Genomic DNA, 15,929 nt, shown 5'->3' on the forward strand with positions numbered 1-15,929 from the left:
CGCCCCCTTAAATGCTATTGAACCCTAACGGCTCAGATCCTTAATTTTTTGTTTCGAAAACCAAGGATAGAGCACGGGTAAGATAACCAATGTCAGCAGAGTAGCTGATACCAAACCACCAACAATGACGGTAGCCAGTGGGCGTTGAATTTCAGCCCCTGCACCGGTTGCAAACAGCATGGGAATGAGTCCTAACGCTGAGGTTATTGCTGTCATTAATACCGGGCGTAGTCGCGACCACGCGCCATCAAACACGGCATCATTAACCGCATGCCCATCGGTTATTCTCTGGTTAATACTCTCGACCAGAACCACACCGTTTAGTACCGCCACACCAAACAGTGTGATGAAACCCACGGCGCTGGGCACCGATAAGTACTGTCCTGACACATAGAGTGCCACAATACCGCCGATGACTGCCAATGGTACATTCACCAAAATCAACATGGCTTGACCCATGGTGCCGAAAGCAAAATAAAGCAGCAGGGCGATGAGTGCCAGCGATATGGGAACGACAATGGACAAGCGCTCCTGTGCTCGTTGTTGACTTTCGAACTGGCCACCAATGTCGACTGAGTAACCGGTTGGTAAATCCACCTTCTCGTCAATCGCCTTCCTAATATCGGCAACCACGCTGCCCATGTCACGACCCTGAACGTTCGATTGAATCACAACGCGACGCTGTACGTCATCACGACGGATTTGCGGTGGTCCTGATTCAATTGCGACGTGGGCGACTTCGCCTAAGGTTACCCAGGCCCCTGAGGGAGTTAACAGGCGTAACGAACGAATAGACTCCGGCGTATCGCGGAATTGCTTGGCCAGCCGCACGTAAATATCATAGCGCTCATTACCGCGAATGATCTGGCCTGCCGAAGCGCCACCCAAGCCATTGTCGACAACGCTCAGTACATCGGTGACATTTAAGCCGTAGCGTGAGAGTTGCTGGCGTTTCGGCGAAACCACGAGTTGTGCTTCACCTTTTATTTGCTCCATCGCTACAGCAACCGCCCCGTCAACTTGCTTGACGGCACCTTCTATTTCCTGGCCTTTACGGGCCAACACGTCAAGCTCGGGTCCAAATAGTTTGATGGCTAGCTGCGATTTTACACCTGAGAGCAGTTCATCAACCCGTGTTGCAATAGGTTGTGAAAAATTAAACAACAAGCCTGGGTGAGCATCTAGTTTTGCCTCCATTTTTTCTTGTAAGGCGTAGCGATCGGATGCCGTTGTCCATTCAGACTGCGGCTTAAGACCCACATATATCTCGATGTTGCTGATAGGCTCTGGATCGCCGCCCACTTCAGCTCGTCCAATGCGGCTGAGTGCGTAGGTGGTTTCCGGGAACGACATCAGGATTTTTTCAAGCTTCGGAGCCACCTCTAAGGCCGTTTCAAGGTTAGAGGAGGGGGCTAATGTCACGCGAATATTAATCGTGCCTTCTTCCAATTCGGGCGCAAATTCTGTGCCGAGACGAGGCACTAACACCAAAGCGCCGACAAACAGCACACCGGCCAGGGTAATAACAGCCTTTTTACTGCGTAACGCCACCGATAATAGTCTTTTATAACCATTATCTAGTGGTTTAAGCAGTTTATTTTCACGAGGCTTAATACCCCGACTGAAAAAGTAACTGGCTAATGCCGGTACAACCATGATGGCCACAAAAACCGCGGAGATAATGGCCAACATAATACTGATAGCCATGGGCTCAAATAATTTAGCTTCAACACCCTGAAAACTAAACAGTGGCATAAAGACCACCAAGATAATCATGGCGGCAAAGAATACCGGTCGTGCCACTTCGTTCGCCGCTTCCTTAACTCGCAGCTTGATACCATGGCTATCGAGTTTGGCTGCCTGAGGATCTGGGTCGCGGTGCTCTGTGCGTTGCTCGGCGTCGTCTTGGTGTTCACTATCCGGACGACTTAAGTGCTTAAAGATGTTTTCAACCATCACCACGGAGCCGTCGACCAGCATACCAATGGCAACAGCAATCCCGCCCAGCGACATCAGGTTAGCTGACATGCCCATCGCGGACATTACCATCAGGGCAATGGCGATAGAAACGGGAATGGACAGTAACACTAAAAAAGTAGCGCGTATGTTGAGCAAAAACAGTGCTAATACTGCGATAATAAAGACAAAGGCAATGAGCAGTGAATACGCGACCGTAGATACGGCTTTTTGTATTAAATCGGCCTGATCATAATACGGCTCAAAGGTGACACCCTCGGGTAATGCTTGCTGAATAAGCGGAATGCGCTTTTTAATACCGTCGATGGTGGCTTTGGTATTCGAGCCCATGCGTTTGAGCACAATACCCGACACCACTTCGCCCAGCTGGTTGACCTCGCCGTCGACTTTACGCGACATTGAGACCGCTCCCTGGCGAATTTCACTGCCGATTTCGACGTCGGCAACCTGGCCCAGTGTTACGGAAACGCCGTCAACGGTTTTGAGCGGTATTTGTTGTATCTGCTGTAGACCTTTTTTACCGCTTTCCAGCCAGCCGGTGCCGCGAATAACCAACTGCTCCTGACCGCGGGGCATATACCAACCACCAACGTTACCGTTATTCTTGTTGACCGCGCCCATGACGTCTTGCTGGGTAAGGTCGTAAGACAGCAGCTTGGCGGGATTGAGGTTAACCTGATATTGCTTAACTTCACCGCCAAAGGACAAGACTTCGGTAATTCCCTCAACGGGCATCAGTAGCAGTTTAACCACATAGTCGTTAAGACTGCGTAGCTCCATGCTACTGACACCAGAGCCCGGCTCGGCAAGTAGCAGATACTGATAAACCTGGCCGAGACCGGAAGAGTTAGGGCCCATTTCGGGCGTGCCGACTCCCTCTGGAATCAACTCCTTTGCCGCTTGCAGCCGCTCGAATACCAGTTGCCGGGCAAAGTAGATATCGACACTCTCGTCAAATACCACGGTAATGCCCGATAAACCTGTTTTTGAGATTGACCGAACTTCTTTGACGTCGGGCAGGGCATACATCACCGACTCTATCGGATAGGTAATAAGCTGCTCGACTTCGGTCGCTGCTAATCCGGGGGCTTCCGTATTTACCGTTACCTGAACATTGGTAACATCGGGGAAGGCATCCAGATTAAGTTTGGGAATATTAAAAAATGACGCAATGCTGATGCTGAATAAAGCCAATACCAATAACAGGCGATTGGCGACAGCAAACTGAATAATGCGCTGAAACATACAACCTCCTGTTAGTGGTTATGTGGGTCAAAACCGCCTTTAGCGATTTGTGAGCGAACGAAAAACGCGCCGTTGTCTACGTATTTTGTGCCTTCCTTAACGCCTCGAATAACTTTCCACGGACCCTTTTCATCAACCAATTCGACTTTCTTCGGTTCAAACTTTCCGGGTTCGTGTTCAATGAATATCTGCCAGTCACCATCAGATGCCCGCATTAAGGCTGAGTCCTTAACTGCAAGCACCGGTCCATCCGACTTGACTGAGAAATAAACATCCGCAAATAAACCAGGGTGTAATTGGTCCTTTTCGTTATTTACCGCAAGTCGTACCGTTCGGGTGCGGGTTTTATGGTCTATTGTGTGGCCTTCCTGAATGACTTTTGCCGCAAAGCGCTGATTGTCGACACTCACTGTAACAGGATCACCAAACTGCACATTAAGGTCAGCTGAGCCTGGTAGACGAGCATTAACCCACAAGGTTTCTTCTTGCAGCACTTCAACCAAGTGATTTCCGGCATTAACTTGCTGGCCTTGCTTGAAGTTATCGCTAACCACAATCCCGCCAATTTCTGAGGTCAGTTGGTATTCGCCGATAGGGTAGTCAGGTTTACTTAAACGCTTAATATCACTGGCTGACATACCAAATGCTTTGAGTTGCGCTTGCGCTGAGGTAAAGGCGTTTTTCGCTTCAACAAAGCGTTTTTCACCAACCGTTGACTCACCGAGTGACTGCACGCGTTGCCATTCGTTAAGTGTGACCAAATACTGACTTTGCGCCTCCGCCATGGTGGCGCTGAAGAGGGTGGCTAGTGGTTCACCTTTTTCGACGTGGTCGCCAATACTGACAAAACGTTTGAGAACGGTCGAATCGATGCGCGGACTCACGATATAGCTATTAAAGTCGTTAGCAACCACCTCGCCCGGGGCATAAACCGGATATTCAATAACTTGAGTTTGCAAGGTTCGCGTGGTGATATCTGCCATAGACAGCTGCTTGCTGGATAGCTCCACGCCTGGGCTTTCCTTATGTTCACCTTGCTCGTGTTTGCCTTCTTCCTTGTGGGTATCTTCTTTTTCGTCGTGTCCGTGTTCATCCTGCGCCATAACCGAAAAGCTAAGCGCAAGTGCTATTGCTGCGTATAAAGGTTTTACTGACATCGTTTACTCTCCAATCTCTGCGTTTGTTGGCTGGCTTAACGGCGATAACGTCAGTGCTTTACTGAGTTCGCCCGAACGGTACAACCATTCAATGGCGGCCAACCGATATTGTGTTTGCAGCGCTATCCCTGCAAATTGGCTATCGAGCTGCTGTTGCATAGCGGTGAGGTAGTCTGTGGTGGATAGGTCACCGGCGAGCCAGGACTGTTCAATCACCTGCATCGACTCATCCTGCCGAGATTGAAAGTCTTTTTGCCAGCTTTGCCACTGTTTTTTCACAAAACGATAATTGTTAAGAGATGATTTCAGTGCTGCTTGCCATTGTTGCCTTAGTGCAATCAAACGTTTTTCTTCAGCAACAGCTTCGCTATTGGCTGCGCGTACCGCATCGCTGTAGTTATTGCGAATCTGTAGTGGAATGCTGAATGATAAGCCAACTACTGTTTCGTTATCGCTCTCGCCCGCTTCGACGCCTATGGTTGGGTTGGCGGTGGTTAACGAGCGTTTCCAGTCGACATCGGCGCGCTTTAATTGCCATTGCAGGTAAGCGGCTTTTAACGCTGGATGTTGTTGCCAACGAGTCGTTAACGCAGGTTCAACGTTAAATAGCTCCTCATTAATGGAGAGTTGACCGACATCAGACGTTGTTAGCAGAGCGTTTAACTCTGCTTCAGCGGATTGCAGTTGTTGATAAGCAGCTGCCGTTTGTTGCAGTTGCCGACTTAGTGCGAGTACCGTCAGTTGTTCGTCGACGGCACCTAAGTCACCGGCTTTACGTCGTTCGGCAACCAGGCTTATCGCCTGTTTAACGATTTTCTCTTGTTGCTCGGCCAGTGCGTAACGCTGTTTTGCATCCAGCCATTGCACATAGGCATTCAACAAAGTTTTAGCATGCGATGTCGCCGACTGGCGATAAATACTCACTGCCATAGCCGTCATGGCGTCACTCTGACTGGCTCTTGCTTCATTGCGAGTGCTCCAGTCCAGCGTTTGGCTTAGGCCAACAGTGTAATTATTGATGTCACCCTCGCGCTCTAAGCGTGACGATAAGCTAGGGTTGTACAAAGGTTGATTTAATTGTTTGCCCTGTTGGATCAGCGCTTCAGCCTGCTGTTGAGCGGCTTCAACACTGGGGTGTTGCTGCACAGTTTTTTGCCATTGATCGGGCAACTGTTGTGCATTGGCGTAGCTTGAACTTATTGCCAGACTAACGGCAATAAACAAGCGTTTGCTATGTGTCGAAAACGGACCCATAGATAGACTCCTCAGTCATATTACTGCGTAAAATAATGATTTTTTTGCGCTGCTATAGCAGCTTATTAGGCAGTTATGAGGAGATGGGAGGCCGGAACAGCGGAGATGATAGAGGGTTAGTGTAAAACTCAGTATACCCAGGACGTATTGTGCCCATTCGTGGTAACGCGAGAGTTTTTTCAGTCTTCATGGCATATAAATGAAATGAGCCATGGCAGTGACAGCAGTGATGGCAGTCAAAGCTGATTTCTCCACTTTTAGGGAGATTGCGCTTATCGATGTGGGATTCGTCATGCTCAAAATTGAGGTGTTGCTCAGAAGAGGACTGGTGAGATTGATGCACATCAGCAACCGCCTGACTGATTTGAGTCAGAACAGCAACAAGCACCAGTATTAAAAATCCGAGTCTAAGCATCATTACCTACAGTTCTAAATAAGCAGCTTAACGGTACATTAATTAAAAATAGTTCTCAACTAGTGAACTAGTGGCGATTCATAGTGCATTCAATGTTCCAAATATAAAGTAGATATCAATATAATAGATCCCTTATAAGCTGGCTAAATGTAATTACTAACCAAGTGAGCGTATTCCAACTTTTGAGTGAAGGGGAAACGCAAATCAGGCATATCACTAAAAGCGAAAGTCCGCACAAGGCACTGTAGTGGCAGACTAAACCCGAACACCATTTTAGGTGGTAGTATTACCCCTAACGAAGAGGTGTTCAATGACAAGAAGACAACGTCGAACGTTCAGCGCAGATTTCAAACATGACGCGGCTAGCTTAGTACTCGATCAAGGTTATAGTTTCGCTGAAGCATGTCGAGCAGTGGATGTTCATGAAAATACGCTGCGCAAATGGGTGCAGCAGTTAGAAGCTGAGCGAGGTGGTGCGACGCCCAAAAGTAAGGCGCTATCGCCTGAGCAGCAACGTATTCAAGAGCTCGAAGCTCGTGTAAATCGCCTAGAGCGAGAAAAATCGATTCTAAAAAAGGCTACAGCTCTCTTGATGTCCGACGACCTGAAATCTACGCGCTGATAGACCGGTTAAGGGAGCATGAAACGACAGCATTGGTCTGTTCAGCATTGGCTGTTGGCGTCAGCAGTTACTATGAACGCCGTAAGCGGCGTCCGCAATTAGAAGCAAAGCGACGGTTACTCAGAGCTCGTGTGAAGCGATTGTTTATCAAAACACGAAACTCAGCAGGCACGCGTACGTTGGTGGATATGCTGAAAGACGATGGCGTTGTCATGGGGCGATTTAAAGTTGGCCGCCTGATGAAAGAGCAAGGCCTGACTAGCAAACAACCGGGCCCTCATGCGTATAAGACAGCAAATGTCGAACGACCCGACATTCCAAATCAGTTGAATCGCGAGTTTGACGTTGAAGCGCCGAATAAAGTTTGGTGCGGCGATATCACTTACATTTGGACAGGCTCTAGTTGGCATTATTGCGCGGTTGTCATCGATTTGTTTGCTCGCCGAGCCATTGGCTGGTCAATGTCGCCACGACCGGACGCTGAGCTTGCGGCACGGGCTCTCGATATGGCTTACGAGATGCGTGGAAAGCCAAAAGGCGTGATGTTCCATAGCGATCAAGGCTCTCAGTATGGCGCGCGTAAGTTCCGCCAACGGCTGTGGCGCTTTCAAATGGTACAGAGTATGAGCCGTCGCGGTAATTGTTGGGACAACAGCCCCATGGAGCGTGTTTTTAGAAGTTTAAAGTCTGAATGGATGCCAGCGACTGGCTACCGTTCAGCAATTGAAGCAAAACGCGATGTGAGCTATTTCCTGATGAACTATTACAACTGGGAACGACCGCATCAATTTAACGATGGACTGCCACCGGCAAAAGCCGAAAAATTAACTAAAAAGGTGTCCGGGTTTTGTTGACCACTACACACTAAGCATTAGACTCTTTATATTTATGTTACCGAAATTGGAGTGGCTGTTCTGCTTCCCCATCAGTAGCCTAACGAAGCTCCGCTGGACAACCTTAAAAAATTGTGTAAGTACGTTGTGTAACCTCCGGAAATTTAGACGTCTCGGTTACAACTAACAGATTCTATTTCATCAATTTTATTAAGAATTGTACACGCAATAACTTTGCTTTGGCCAGTACAACTTGTTCTAATTGAAGGGTATACGGATTTAATGGTTGATGGGGCACCTTCACCCCATCAATCTGATACCACCCTCAGATGGTTGATAGATCGACTCCGTAGTTGAGTTCCTCTGCGAAGTCCGGCAGTCCGTAACCGATGGTTTTCTTGTAGAAAGGAGAGACCTTCGCAGTCGGTGCCTTCTTCTTGTGCTTCGTGGTGTAGAGCATTCGTGCCCGCATCACCTCGAAGGAGTAACCGCGCCCTTCACGGTTCTTGTCCTTGGCCAGTCGGTTGATGGACTCCGTGTAAGCGTTGGTGACGGGCATGTCCGTCTCGAAGTAGGTCATGGTCTCTTCGCGCCAGTTTCCCACTGCCCTGACCAGATCGCTCCAGACTTCCTTTTGGCCCTTCGGGATGGTGGCTATCCACTCGTCCAGGGCGGCTTCTGCCTGGAGCCGTGTGGTGGCGTCCCAGATGCCGTAGAAGCGCTCCTTGTGCTCGTAGGCGGCCAGCAGTTGCGGGAACGCGCCTGTCCAGGTCTCCATGATGAGGCGCTCCCGGTCTGAGACTTCGTGAGCGCGTTTCAGCAGGATTTTCCGGTCTCCCTTGAGAGTCCGGCTCTGGGACGGTTTCAGCTCCTTTCTGAGGCCCTTGCGCACTCTCTCTAGGGCATCGTTGGCCATGCGCACCACATGGAACTTATCGACCACGATACGGGCCTGGGGCAGCACAGCCTTGACCGCTGCCCGGTAGGGGTTCCACATGTCCATGCTGACGATCTCGACCTTCTGCCGGTCTTTCAGCTTCATCAGGTAGTTGGTCACCACGTCCTGGCGGCGGGTGGCCAGCAGGTCGAGCAGGGTTCGCTCCTCAATGTTGGTCAGAATGCAGCGGTAGCGCTTGTTCAGGTATAGCTCGTCAATGCCCAGGATGCGGGGCGTCTCGAAGCGGTGCCAGCGCCCCAGGAACTCGGCGCGGGCGTTGAAGATGTCGCGCACCGTCTTCTCGCCCAGGCCGGTCTGTGCCGCCACAAAGGTGTAGGGGTGGTTGAAGGATTCCTTCTCCACGTACTCATGCAGCCGCAGTGTCATACGGAATCCGTCCACCATCTCCGGTAGCTGGGGCCTGAATGTTGTCTTGCAGGCCCGGCAGGTGTATCGGCGGCGGACCACCCAGAGAGTGACCCGCTTGCCGTGGATGGGCAGATCACGATAGGGAACGTCACGCTTGCCGAACCGTACGAACTCACCCTGCACGCCGCATTCCTCGCAGGCGATGGGATCGGGCACGTCCACCTGGAAGTGCATTTCGTCGTCGGTTGATTTGCAGCCCAGTACTTGGTATTGCGGCAGGTGAAGGATGTTGTCGGGAAGTTCGGTCATGGTGTTGTATAGGCGTAGGTGTCAGTCAGATCCATCCGGCTCGGCATTGGTGTTTGCTTTTTTACCCAACAAGCTGCTGGAAACGAAAAGTAAGGCACCGAGGACAATTGCAATATCAGCCAGGTTGAAGGCCGGCCAATGCCAGTCTCGCCAATAGAAATCAAAGGAATCCACAACATAGCCGCGAAAGACCCGGTCAATCAGGTTGCCCATGGCGCCACCGAGGATAAGACTGTAAGCGATGGCTTCTCCTTTATGACGATTTTCAAGGATCAGCTTGATCAGAAAAATCGAGACCACTACCGCGATTCCGATAAAAAAGTAGCGCTGCCAGCCTCCACCATTCGCAAAAAGACTGAATGCGGCACCGGTGTTCCATAGGTGCACCCAGTTAAAGAACGGGGTCACCGAAACATACTCGCCATAGGCCATTGATTGCTGCACCAGCCACTTTACAGCCTGATCAGACGCTGCCAGCAGACCCGATATGGACAATAGGGCATACGGCGAGAGCTTTTTGCCAATAATGAGCATTATTTAACCCTTCAACGCCAAAATGCGTCTGGCACCGTTAAGTACAATGCCCCCCGCGATGGTGCCGATAATCAGATCCGGATAATTGGAACCGGTCCACGCGACCAGGGCGCCGGCGGTGATGACCCCCAGGTTGATCACCACGTCGTTGGCTGAGAATATCCAGCTTGCCTTCATGTGCGCCCCGCCTTCCCGATGTTTGGATATGAGCAGCAGACAACTGGTATTGGCAATCAATGCGACGAATGCGATAGCCATCATCACCAGCGATTCAGGCTCACTACCGAATACAAAGCGTCTCACCACCTCTACGAGCACGCCCACAGACAAGATCAGTTGCAGTACACCAGCAAGATGCGCGGCACGTACCTGCATTTTCACGCTATGTCCAACCGCATAAAGGGCAAGCCCGTACACCGCCGCATCGGCAAAATTGTCCAGGGATTCTCCAATCAGGCCGGTGGACTGGGCGATCAGACCGGCAGTCATTTCCACCACGAACAGAAGTGCATTGATGCCGAGCAACCAGCGCAGGGTCCCGGATTCTTGCTTAGCAGAAGCTGCCGAAAACTCGGCGGCCTTGATGGTCTCCGGATTTGCAGCGACGGTTTCCTGAAGCGAGGCGCCTAGCCCCAAGGTCTTCAGTTTCGAGGTGACGGGCTCGACCTCGCCGTCATGCACGACCTTCAGCCGGCGGTTCGACAAGTCGAAGGACAGCGCCCGAATCTCCTCAAAGCCGTTCAGGGCTAGGCGAATCATTCGTTCTTCTGATGGACAGTCCATCTTCGGCACGGCATAAACACTGACCCATCTCCCTGGCGCCTCGGAGGAGGCCTGTATATCGGTATCCGCTGCGGACGTTGCATCACCGCCACAGGCGCCACCACAGGATTTGCTCATGATACGACTCCACTTGAACAATGTTGTGGTACCATTTTAAACTATAAAGCTACTATAAGGTCAATAGAGTAAAGAATCCGTTGGGGAGGAGGCTGATGCGCATTGGTCAGTTGGCGCAGTTGGTAGGGGTCGAAACACAGACGATCCGCTTCTATGAACAGCAGGGCTTGTTGCCGCCGCCTGATCGGCAGGACAACGGTTACCGTGTCTATACCGAGAAGCATGGTGAGGGGCTGGCCTTCATCCGTCGCTGCAGAATCCTGGGCCTGTCACTGGCTGAGATTCACGAACTACAGAGCTATCAGGACGACCCTCATCAGCCTTGTACCGCCGTCAACGCCTTGCTCGATGATCACATCTCTCATGTGCGGTCGCAGATAACCGCTCTGCAAGCGCTTGAGAAACAACTCGTTTCACTGAGAGCGAGTTGCAACGATGACCGGGAAGTTGAGGCGTGTGGGGTTCTTGCTGGAATTAGCGAAGGAAACATGCACCAGCAGTAGGTGAAGCATCAACCAGATAATCCGCTTACCCAATATTTAGATAACATAGTCAATAGCCCTTATATGGCGTGCTTTTGAGGAAATTGGTTGGTGGTTGTTTATGGTTTTTTAGCCAGCGATAATGGGTTGTTTATCCCTAAAGTTTTTTTGATTTTATTTCGAAAAGCTTAGGTTCTGTTAGTTACTATCTCCTAACTTAAAACTCTCAGCGAGCCGGGACGCAACATTCGCCAACTCATAACAGTGCATTGGCTCCCTAACCGAACTGTCGGCAACTTCAAAATTTAGGTTTGTACGACAATGTTGATTGTACTTGGCAGCGATGCTGTTTAGGTATTTTTTGAGCATGTGAACCGCAAGTTTGTTTGGTTGGGTCCAGCTGTCTCGAATCATAAGAAGCAAATCGCGGTGAGAGCAGTCCATATCGATGCCGTAACGATTCATATGCAGCACACAGGTTAGGTATGCTGTTTCGGCGGCTTTATCTGGATTCGGGTGCCAGTTGCTATGCGCCAGCTGAACGCCGTATTCAGCTGCAATCTGAAAGATGGTTTCAAGGCTGACATCGAAACCATCGTACTTTCTGCCGATAACGATAGTAATTTTTATCAAGGCTGAAGTATTAACCGTAGGTTCCACCTTGCCGTGTAATGCTAAGTGCGCTTTGACGATATCGCTTGCATTGAGGAACGAGAGCGCCATAGTGACTTCCTCGTTGTTAAGACGTTTAAATAGCCCTGGCAGGCTCAATACTTAATTTTGGGGACTGATAAACCGCGCTTTTCGTCAATACGGTCCATCATCCACTCATCAATCTCTGAGTCTAACCAGGCGACGTTTCTTCCCAGTGTGTTAACAGGTTTGGGGAACTTGCCTTCGCTCATCATTTTGTAAATTGAGGTGCGCCCCAGCCCGACGCGTTCTTGAACCTCGTTTAATCGTAGAAACCGCATGAGCTTCTCCTTGTTCTGTGTCATAGGATTAGTAAGAATTGAGATGGATGATCACGAACAACGTCGCTTTCGTTGGAACTTAGGCGTTTTTGCTAATCCAACTCCACACCCAACAAGCACGCAAACGCGCACCTGTCAGGTGTTTTTATGCAAGTTAAGGGGTAGGGTGATGACTAGTCGTTAAACGCGATGTCAGTGGCTATGTGCGCTGCCATTTGAGCCGTTATGTGGTTGGAGTCATCGCATTCGTTGGTTTCATGAACATCGCTAAGTACCTGCCGCTTGGTCTCTCCGACGTACTTCCCATGTGCATGAGGGCTGATACCTAATAGGTTCGACTTGATGACACGGTGAATGATACCGGCCTCCTGTCGTTGAATAGCTTCAAGCAGCTCAGGTCGGACTATTTTGGGCATGTTTTGCCCTTGAGCTCGAAGGTAAACCGTTATTAGCTTGCCGATAAATAGCGCCAGCTCCTTGTTATCGTCTTCGCTATCGCTGGACACAAAGTAATATATTTCCCTCGCAGTCGATGCAATGTGAAGTGTTGGGTCTCCTGCATGGGCTGCGACCTTAAAGCTGCTAATCACGATGGGTAACATGTATTGCCGAAGCTTGCGGTCATTAGCCTCGCTCCACTGGTTGATATGGGTTGTTGCCAGTATCGAGTCAAGCAGCTCGAATGTTACTGGCGGCATGTTTAACCATTGTTTAAACCGCTCCTCGTCGTATACCTCGTGCATTTGAACTGAGTTAGTGCGGCCCGTTAATGGGTCACGCTGATTTACCGTGCAAATACCCAATTTACGGACGGTATCGCTATATCCTGTTGTAAAATCAAACCGCATGACGTGATTCCTCCCAATCTGCTCCACGAACTTCGCGGACCTGCTGTAAAATCCATTCATCAATCTCTGATTCAATCCAAGCCGCTGACCGGCCTGCCAGGATAATTGATTTAGGAAAGCTATCTTCCTGCATCAGACGGTAGATGGTGGAACGGCTTAGACCAACTTTGGCTTTGACTTCGTTTAATCGTATTAATCGCATGAGCTTTCTCCATATTTTGGTTTCTCTCATGGGATGAGTTGATCCTGTAAGAAATAACCATGGACTGAGATTCCACCGTATTTCAGGCCTATATCACGCACGTGCATTGAAGAATTAAAAACATGGAGACACAAAATGCACGAGCAAAATGCCGAGTATGTAACGAATGGGCCAATGACTGAGGTTGATGTGTTGAATAAGGCGTCTGAGATCTTGGAGACGAAGTTTTTAAAGGGGGAGGGCTTTACCAGCCCATCTGCGGCAAAAGACTTCCTGAGATACAAGCTGGCGCATCAAAAGCGTGAGGTGTTCGCCATTCTGCTGATGGATTCACAGCACCGGCTGATTGAGTACAAAGAGCTGTTCTTTGGGACCATTAACGCGGCTCCGGTGTATCCCCGTGAGGTGATGAAAGAAGTGCTTCAGCAAAATGCTGCTGCCATCATCCTGGCACACAACCATCCATCAGGTGTGACTGAACCATCGGAAGCTGACAAGCGTGTGACCACGCGTATCAAGGATGCACTCAATCACATAGACGTCCCCGTGCTTGACCACATCGTAGTAGGTCAAGACACGGTTTCGTTTGCTGAAAGGGGGTTGTTGTAGATGTAATGCAACTAAGCACGTAGCAGAGGTTTTCCCTGGGCCTCTGCTACGTTGCGTGGTGCCTTATGCTGGCGCTTTATTTTTTGCCAGCTTAGAGCTCGAATAAAACGATGGGCGATTCATTCTGTATAGCGTGGTGTCTTCCTTGCAGATATAGCTGTAATGCTCGAATGCGGCTCTCATAACTGGGTTGTCGCTGGAGACGTCACCTGTTAAGTGGCGGTTGGGCGTTGGTGAACTGTGTATGAGTACCTCTGTTGAACGCTCATCCAATTTGACCACCGAATGCCACGAGTCTCTTATCATTTTTCCAAGAGCCGAGTCGTCGTTGGGCCCAAGGTTTTTTATACACCTGAAAACGTCGTTATTAACGAAGAGAATGACGTGGTAATGCTCGTGTAGTGCCATTACTTTTTGCTCCACTTTCACGGCGTAGCGAAGCCTGCATGAACGAAAACGACCTTCCCGTTTAAATTTCTGTTTTAGATGCCTGTTTATGCGAGCTCTTACAGCGTCAATAAAGCGTTTGATGGGGTTATCTACTTCAATAGGTATCCCTGATAAAGGAACCTTAAGGTCAAAACGAACCGCTAGTGTTCTGTGATGATGGTTTAACGCACTTATCATCGTTGCATAGAGCCCGTCTAAGTGCGGCTCAATGTAAGGTGCATTGCTTCGTTTAAGTTTAAACCCTTTGTATGTTGGTTCATGGTAGAGCTTCAGGTTGTGATTGTATTTACTACGCTTACGATTTGTCATTTAGACCTCCAGTTGCAGTTAAGCTCATAGGAGATCTGATCCTGTAATCTTTAACCATGAGTCAGACGGTAAGCTTGGGGCTTACCTATCACTGGCTAAGTATTGGTTACTAGACGTACTAATGAATGATGCACTGGTTGCTTATATTACTATTACAGCCAAGCCTTTTACCCGGCTACGCGGTGTTTTGTAATTAAAATCACAGTGGTTCCCTATGACTTGGCGGAAGAGGGTGCACAGCTAACTTAGCAGGAGCACTATGATCAACCTCGCCTAATAACAACGTCACGTCTGACTGTTCGGCATTAGTGCTGTGAGTAAGTAACAAGCGGCATCCAAATTGCGGATTCTTTTTTTCGGCGTTAAACAAGTCCTGGTCGGTGATGAACCTTTGAGTATTAAACGCAACCTCAACGGCTGATTTGACTAACCACTCAGCTAAATAGTCTCGAGCGCTTCTTAACAGCTCTCTTGCCTCAGATTCATACTGATCGTCAGCGATAGCAGATTGGGCCGCTTCGGTACTCTCCGCTTCTAATGCTTTCTGTTGAATTTTGACTCGCTTGGCGATACGAAGAAATATCTTGCTCACTTTCCGATAATGGGATTCTTCGTCAAGAAAAATCTCCAGGAGTCGATTGTTTAGCATATCGCGTAGGCTCTTTCTTTCTCGCTGTTGCAATGAGTTAGGGTTCTTTCTTAGTTGCTCTATTAACCCAGGGGAGTGTCTGAATTCGTTAATTAAGATTATTTCTGCGGTCTCCATAACAGCCCAACTAATGTGCTGTCTATCAATATCGTCTAGCGTCCTGCGCTCATCCAGTAAAATGAGTGCTAGGCGGTGCTTACTATTGCTATTACTAGTGACATAACGAAGCATGTCTACAGAGCCCAGCTTATGAGCCAATTTGTCAAACCACGCTATCCATGCTTGATATGAGTTAGTACGAACGTATTCTGCTGCTGACGATAAGCTAAAAGGGTGATTGGCCGCTAAAAGCTGTTCGTTTTTCCAATATGAAGAATGGTTAGAGTTAACAAAACGATATGCTCGGTTAATGAAGTAAACGGTGGGTAGACGCTTTAAAGAGCGGCTGCCATTGTAGCCGGGAATTGTTTTGATGATGATTTTTTTCGCTTTCAGCTTTTTGAGTATACGAAGAAGTTGATCCCGTGATACGCCTGTCGAATTGCAGATGTCACTATTAAAAAAGCCCTGAGTCACTCCAGTTGTATCAGACTTATAAACAAGGAAGGCTAAGACCATTCGTTCGGGGACACTGAGTTTTTCAGGCTTCTTGTTAGGCAAAGAAAGCCTTCCAGATTTTATAAATTCGTGAAGTGGCTTAGGTGGTTTTATTAGTTGATTAGACTTGGGATTGCCTTTTATTCGGAAGCACTTAACCAAGACTTCAGAAGTACCATTAGCATGATATGTGGTTATTATTTTGCGTTCGGTCAGGCTTTCTATTGCTTGCTTAACCAAGTGGTAGCTAATACCGA

16 protein-coding genes are annotated in these 15,929 nt (G+C 49.0%); 4 read left to right on the plus strand and 12 right to left on the minus strand.

Going from position 1 to position 15,929, the window contains the following annotated elements; all coding sequences use genetic code 11:
• Positions 1–24 precede the first annotated feature (24 nt).
• The 3 genes from J6J34_RS12210 to J6J34_RS12220 are packed head-to-tail and all read right to left on the minus strand — an operon-like array spanning position 25 to position 5,633.
• Complete coding sequence (locus tag J6J34_RS12210) at positions 25–3,222, minus strand: efflux RND transporter permease subunit (protein WP_301720758.1); 3,198 nt, start codon at positions 3,220–3,222, stop codon at positions 25–27.
• Between the two features lie 11 nt (positions 3,223–3,233).
• Positions 3,234–4,379, minus strand: a complete 1,146-nt coding sequence (locus J6J34_RS12215; RefSeq protein WP_126772014.1) for an efflux RND transporter periplasmic adaptor subunit — start codon at positions 4,377–4,379, stop codon at positions 3,234–3,236.
• A gap of 3 nt (positions 4,380–4,382) precedes the next feature.
• Entirely contained in the window at positions 4,383–5,633 is a 1,251-nt protein-coding gene (locus J6J34_RS12220; RefSeq protein WP_173921181.1) for a TolC family protein, read from the minus strand.
• Between the two features lie 211 nt (positions 5,634–5,844).
• Between J6J34_RS12220 and J6J34_RS12225 the strand changes: the two genes are divergently transcribed.
• Together J6J34_RS12225 and J6J34_RS12230 are read left to right on the plus strand one after the other, a co-directional pair.
• Positions 5,845–6,030 (plus strand): hypothetical protein, encoded by a 186-nt coding sequence (locus tag J6J34_RS12225; RefSeq protein ID WP_034733748.1) that lies wholly within the window; start codon positions 5,845–5,847, stop codon positions 6,028–6,030.
• Between the two features lie 328 nt (positions 6,031–6,358).
• Positions 6,359–7,524 (plus strand): IS3 family transposase gene (locus J6J34_RS12230; RefSeq protein WP_418055232.1). Its coding sequence is split into 2 segments (ribosomal slippage): positions 6,359–6,626 and positions 6,626–7,524, totalling 1,167 coding nucleotides; the frame shifts between segments, so codons are not numbered across the junction.
• A gap of 304 nt (positions 7,525–7,828) precedes the next feature.
• On the opposite strand, the gene J6J34_RS12235 is transcribed toward J6J34_RS12230, so the two are convergent.
• From J6J34_RS12235 to J6J34_RS12245, 3 genes are read right to left on the minus strand one after another with little or no spacing between them, the layout of a single operon-like run.
• The gene (locus tag J6J34_RS12235) at positions 7,829–9,118 is read right to left on the minus strand and encodes an ISL3-like element ISPpu12 family transposase (protein ID WP_301720752.1); all 1,290 of its coding nucleotides are present in this window, start codon (positions 9,116–9,118) and stop codon (positions 7,829–7,831) included.
• Between the two features lie 21 nt (positions 9,119–9,139).
• Entirely contained in the window at positions 9,140–9,652 is a 513-nt protein-coding gene (gene lspA / locus J6J34_RS12240; RefSeq protein WP_004863699.1) for a signal peptidase II, read from the minus strand.
• Positions 9,653–9,655: 3 nt separating this feature from the next.
• On the minus strand, positions 9,656–10,552 hold the full coding sequence (locus tag J6J34_RS12245; protein WP_301720748.1) for a cation efflux transmembrane domain-containing protein: 897 nt from the start codon (positions 10,550–10,552) through the stop codon (positions 9,656–9,658).
• Between the two features lie 95 nt (positions 10,553–10,647).
• On the opposite strand from J6J34_RS12245, the gene cadR reads away from it, so the two are divergent.
• Positions 10,648–11,055 carry a Cd(II)/Pb(II)-responsive transcriptional regulator gene (cadR, locus tag J6J34_RS12250; RefSeq protein ID WP_004364961.1) on the plus strand — a complete coding sequence of 136 codons (408 nt, stop codon included), beginning with the start codon at positions 10,648–10,650 and terminating at the stop codon, positions 11,053–11,055.
• A 177-nt stretch (positions 11,056–11,232) separates the two neighbouring features.
• Here cadR and J6J34_RS12255 read toward each other — a convergent pair whose 3' ends face one another.
• From J6J34_RS12255 to J6J34_RS12270, 4 genes are all read right to left on the minus strand, one after another.
• Complete coding sequence (locus tag J6J34_RS12255; RefSeq protein WP_301899103.1) at positions 11,233–11,757, minus strand: hypothetical protein; 525 nt, start codon at positions 11,755–11,757, stop codon at positions 11,233–11,235.
• 44 nt (positions 11,758–11,801) lie between these two features.
• Complete coding sequence (locus J6J34_RS12260) at positions 11,802–12,008, minus strand: AlpA family transcriptional regulator (RefSeq protein ID WP_301720712.1); 207 nt, start codon at positions 12,006–12,008, stop codon at positions 11,802–11,804.
• Between the two features lie 173 nt (positions 12,009–12,181).
• Positions 12,182–12,856: a hypothetical protein gene (locus J6J34_RS12265; RefSeq protein ID WP_301720711.1), complete on the minus strand. Its 675-nt coding sequence runs from the start codon at positions 12,854–12,856 to the stop codon at positions 12,182–12,184.
• A complete protein-coding gene (locus J6J34_RS12270; protein WP_126779842.1) occupies positions 12,846–13,058 on the minus strand; it encodes an AlpA family transcriptional regulator in 213 nt (70 codons plus the stop codon). The genes J6J34_RS12265 and J6J34_RS12270 overlap by 11 nt, the downstream gene beginning before the upstream one ends.
• Positions 13,059–13,193: 135 nt before the next feature.
• Here J6J34_RS12270 and radC point away from each other — a divergent pair, with 135 nt between their 5' ends.
• On the plus strand, positions 13,194–13,667 hold the full coding sequence (gene radC / locus J6J34_RS12275) for a RadC family protein (RefSeq protein WP_053953340.1): 474 nt from the start codon (positions 13,194–13,196) through the stop codon (positions 13,665–13,667).
• A 63-nt stretch (positions 13,668–13,730) separates the two neighbouring features.
• Here the strand turns inward: radC and J6J34_RS12280 are convergent, their stop codons facing one another.
• Together J6J34_RS12280 and J6J34_RS12285 are read right to left on the minus strand one after the other, a co-directional pair.
• Positions 13,731–14,426 carry a YagK/YfjJ domain-containing protein gene (locus tag J6J34_RS12280; protein WP_301720710.1) on the minus strand — a complete coding sequence of 232 codons (696 nt, stop codon included), beginning with the start codon at positions 14,424–14,426 and terminating at the stop codon, positions 13,731–13,733.
• Between the two features lie 199 nt (positions 14,427–14,625).
• On the minus strand, positions 14,626–15,929 hold a 1,304-nt coding region (locus J6J34_RS12285), incomplete at its 5' end, for a hypothetical protein (protein ID WP_301899104.1).

This window comes from Pseudidiomarina terrestris (assembly GCF_030466405.1).
Classification (GTDB): domain Bacteria; phylum Pseudomonadota; class Gammaproteobacteria; order Enterobacterales; family Alteromonadaceae; genus Pseudidiomarina; species Pseudidiomarina terrestris.

What these genes read in the sequence shown, in the direction of transcription:
- J6J34_RS12220 (WP_173921181.1), bottom strand. Translation starts at nt 5,633, where the DNA reads ATGGGTCCGTTTTCGACACATAGCAAACGCTTGTTTATTGCCGTTAGT.
- lspA (WP_004863699.1), bottom strand. Translation starts at nt 9,652, where the DNA reads ATGCTCATTATTGGCAAAAAGCTCTCGCCGTATGCCCTATTGTCCATA.
- J6J34_RS12215 (WP_126772014.1), bottom strand. Translation starts at nt 4,379, where the DNA reads ATGTCAGTAAAACCTTTATACGCAGCAATAGCACTTGCGCTTAGCTTT.
- J6J34_RS12265 (WP_301720711.1), bottom strand. Translation starts at nt 12,856, where the DNA reads ATGCGGTTTGATTTTACAACAGGATATAGCGATACCGTCCGTAAATTG.
- J6J34_RS12280 (WP_301720710.1), bottom strand. Translation starts at nt 14,426, where the DNA reads ATGACAAATCGTAAGCGTAGTAAATACAATCACAACCTGAAGCTCTAC.
- J6J34_RS12270 (WP_126779842.1), bottom strand. Translation starts at nt 13,058, where the DNA reads ATGCGATTAATACGATTAAACGAAGTCAAAGCCAAAGTTGGTCTAAGC.
- J6J34_RS12225 (WP_034733748.1), top strand. Translation starts at nt 5,845, where the DNA reads ATGGCAGTGACAGCAGTGATGGCAGTCAAAGCTGATTTCTCCACTTTT.
- J6J34_RS12235 (WP_301720752.1), bottom strand. Translation starts at nt 9,118, where the DNA reads ATGACCGAACTTCCCGACAACATCCTTCACCTGCCGCAATACCAAGTA.
- J6J34_RS12255 (WP_301899103.1), bottom strand. Translation starts at nt 11,757, where the DNA reads ATGGCGCTCTCGTTCCTCAATGCAAGCGATATCGTCAAAGCGCACTTA.
- cadR (WP_004364961.1), top strand. Translation starts at nt 10,648, where the DNA reads ATGCGCATTGGTCAGTTGGCGCAGTTGGTAGGGGTCGAAACACAGACG.
- J6J34_RS12245 (WP_301720748.1), bottom strand. Translation starts at nt 10,552, where the DNA reads ATGAGCAAATCCTGTGGTGGCGCCTGTGGCGGTGATGCAACGTCCGCA.
- radC (WP_053953340.1), top strand. Translation starts at nt 13,194, where the DNA reads ATGCACGAGCAAAATGCCGAGTATGTAACGAATGGGCCAATGACTGAG.
- J6J34_RS12260 (WP_301720712.1), bottom strand. Translation starts at nt 12,008, where the DNA reads ATGCGGTTTCTACGATTAAACGAGGTTCAAGAACGCGTCGGGCTGGGG.
- J6J34_RS12210 (WP_301720758.1), bottom strand. Translation starts at nt 3,222, where the DNA reads ATGTTTCAGCGCATTATTCAGTTTGCTGTCGCCAATCGCCTGTTATTG.